At 64.3% G+C, this 3181-nt stretch carries 4 protein-coding genes; all 4 read left to right on the plus strand.

The genetic code is table 11. From position 1 onward, the window contains the following. Positions 1-317, plus strand: a 317-nt coding sequence (locus tag AC1D01_RS27035) for a hypothetical protein (RefSeq protein WP_477871875.1), incomplete at its 5' end; no start/stop codon positions are given. 19 nt (positions 318-336) lie between these two features. After that, a complete protein-coding gene (locus tag AC1D01_RS27040) occupies positions 337-1788 on the plus strand; it encodes a ParB/RepB/Spo0J family partition protein (RefSeq protein ID WP_477871877.1) in 1452 nt (483 codons plus the stop codon). Beyond that, complete coding sequence (locus tag AC1D01_RS27045; RefSeq protein ID WP_477871879.1) at positions 1785-2090, plus strand: DUF4224 domain-containing protein; 306 nt, start codon at positions 1785-1787, stop codon at positions 2088-2090. Before AC1D01_RS27040 ends, AC1D01_RS27045 begins: the two co-directional genes overlap by 4 nt. After that, positions 2087-3181: hypothetical protein (locus tag AC1D01_RS27050; protein WP_477871881.1), on the plus strand; the 1095-nt coding region annotated here is incomplete at its 3' end. The genes AC1D01_RS27045 and AC1D01_RS27050, both read left to right, overlap by 4 nt.

A 3181-nucleotide genomic window follows, 5' to 3' on the forward strand; every position in this document is an offset into this window, starting at 1 on the left:
CCCCCTGGATCACCCTGGAAAACCGATTCGTCCGTTTGATCCGCAACGGCTTCGCGCTGAACGTTGCTCACGCCGCGCACGCCCAGGGGCTGCTCAAGGCGGCATTGATTGCAGAGGCCACCGCACGCGCGCAGCTCCTTCCGAACCCCGGTACACCGCCTCCTCTTCTCCCCGGCGTCAAGCCGGTGACTTGGGTCAACCTGATGTCGCCCGCGTGCCGCGACACCCCTTGGTCGGGCTGGCGAAACGCGTTCATTGAGCGCGCCGACTCGCTCGATTTCCAACGCCAACAGTTCGCAAGCCGCCTGGTCCACTGAACGCAACCTCGGACGAACCATGGAAACCATCCGCGAGATCGCTCTCGACCAGTTGCACGAGAGCCCCTTCAATCCCCGSCGCACCTTCACCGGCATCGACGACCTGGCGGCGAACATCGTCGCAGAAGGCCGTATCCACCAGCCGATCCTAGTTCGCCCMCGGCCCCAMGGCGCCGGCTTCGAGATCGTCTTCGGSCACCGGCGTGTCCGGGCTGCTCGTTTCGTCGACCTCGCGACTGCACCGTGCATGGTGCGCGACATGACCGACGGGCAGTCCCGCAGCGCTCAGGTTGCGGAGAACCTGCAGCGCGTCGACGTGCACCCGCTCGAAGAAGCCGAGGGCTTCATGTCGATGATGCAGAACGACGGCCTGTCCGCAGAGGACCTCATTGCGAAGTTCGGCAAGAGCCGCACCCACATCTACAACCGCTTGAAACTGCTCGATGCGGGCCCGGCGTTGCGCGATGCGTACCTGGCCAACGAGTTCGGCACCGAGGCGGCGCAGCTCATCGCACGTCTGCCGTCGATCGGCTATCAGGAGAAGGCGCTGGAGTACATCCGGCAGGACGCCCATGCCCGGCTCGCTGCCGGTGGAAAGGCCAGCCACCGCAGCATTCAGGCCCTGCTCAGCGAGAAGTTCTCGCTAGACCTGCACGACGCCGTCTTCGACATCGCCGACGCCGAGCTGCTGCCGGACGCCGGCAGTTGCACCGACTGCTGGAAGCGCTCGGGCAACGCGCCTGAGTTCGCGGACATCGTCGAACTCGATGGCAAGGGCACCGACCGGGCTTCTGCCTCGGTGCGTGGCGGTGCAGACGTCTGCACTGATCCGGACTGCTTCGCCGAGAAGAAGAGGGTCCACCTGCTGCGTGTCGTTCCGCGCGCACCCAAAGCCGCTGTGGCGGCTGCGCCGAGCCCGACACAGACCCAACCGGCCGAGTCGCATGCTGAGTCAGTGATGACAGTGGGCGGGACTTCGCACGACGAGATGCACAAGGCGCCGGACTCGACCGTGGACTCCATCGCCGGCAGCACCGCTGGTGATCAAGTGCCACCGAGCACGGCACCGACGACCAAGCCCGCTCGCGCGCAGAGGCACAAGGCGATCGACGAGGACGCCACGCCCGCCGTCCTCGCGAGCCGCAGCCGGCTCGACCTCCTCAAGCGCGTGCGCGAGCGAGCCCTTGCCACTGAACGCAGCGCGTTCGACCTGCGACTGGTCGCCAGGTTCGTCTGTGAGTCCATCGCATGGCGGCATCGCGCCACCCTCGAAGGCCTGTACGACTGCGGAGTCGGGAATCTCGCATCGCGCATCGACGGGCTGCAGCCATCAGAAATTGCGCTCTTCCTCCTCGACTGCGCGCTCGCCGCCAACGTCATGGTCGGGGAAAACGATGCAGAGGCACAGCCAGCCTACCTCATGGACGCCGCCGAGCACTACCTCGGCAGCCTCATTGCAATCGATTCATGATTCCCAGCACCACGTCAACGAGCCACTCATCCTCCGCGCATCCACGGCCCTTCGTGACACCCCATCCCGCCTCGCCCTCCACGCTAACCCTGACTGCCGCAGAACTGCATGAATTGACTGGAGCAAAGCGGCCGAACCGCATCGCCGCATGGTTGGATGACCGCGGCTGGATATACGAGCCGCCCGCACGTCGCGGAGATGTACCCAAGGTAGACCGCACCTACTACCTTGCACGCATGTCTGGCCAAGCACCCGGTCCAAAGCGCATCGGTCCTCGACTCGACTTCATGTTGAACCTATGAATCGCCGTAGAGAACGCGCGGACGGACTTCCGTACCGCGTATATGAGCGGCGGGGAGCACGCCTGTACTCCATCGGCTACAAGAAGCCCGATGGCACCTGGGCGTTCCGACTCACCTGCGCGATCAGCAGCGTCACGAAGATTGCAGAGCTGAGGCGGGACGCAATCAAGCGCGCGGCAGACATCGAGATGGGCGCACCCACAGAGGGCACCTTCGCCGCGCTCGCCGACGCATGGCTTGCCAGACAACGAGCGCTGCCTGACGGCTCGCAGGGAAAGCGGGCCGACAGTACGCTGCGTGAGAACGAGCGCGAGCTTTCTATGCTGAAGCGAGCGTTCGGTGTCATGCATGTTGGCCAGATGGAGAAGTCGGACGCCTACGCGTATCTTGACGCCTGCCAGCTGGCTCGAGACAAGGATGGAAATCCTCGGCCGCGCGCGGAGAAAGGGAACAAGGAGATCGCGCTTGCACGGGTGGTCTTGGAGTTCGGAGTCCGCATTCGCCTCATCGTGATCAACCCATTCGATGGCGTTGAAAAACTGGCCACACGTCGGCGAGATCGCCTGGTCACGGATGCAGAGCTTGCGTTGGCGGTCGAGATCGGTCGACGCATGGGTGGTCCGCAGCACATTGTCGGACTTGCACTGCGCACGGCTTGGCTTTGCCTTCGCCGATCTGTAGAGGTTCGGGCCTTGACGCGTGATCAGATCACGGCAGATGGAATTCTCTGGGAGGCCGCGAAGCGACAGCGCGGAGAAGCAGTCAAAAGGGGACTCATCGAGTGGAGTGCAGACCTGCGCAGCACGGTCGACGAGGCCCTGGCGCTGAAGCGAAACAAGGTCGCTGGCACCTGGTACATATTCGGGAATATGAGCGGGCAGCGCTACACGAAGGGCGGCTGGAAGGCCACGCTGTCCAAGCTGATGGTCGAGTGCGTCGCAGAGGCCGCGCGCCGGTCGATTCCATTCGAGCCATTCTCGCTCCAGGATTGCCGACCAAAGGGCGTGAGCGACAAGCTGGCCTCTGGCGCGACGGACACGCTCGACGCCACGATGCACAGCAGCGAGAGGATGGTTCGGCAGGTGTACGAC

This window comes from Rhizobacter sp. P3_B12 (assembly GCF_056402895.1).

Excerpts from the sequence above, each read along its gene's own strand:
- AC1D01_RS27045 (WP_477871879.1), top strand. The coding sequence starts at position 1,785 with ATGATTCCCAGCACCACGTCAACGAGCCACTCATCCTCCGCGCATCCA.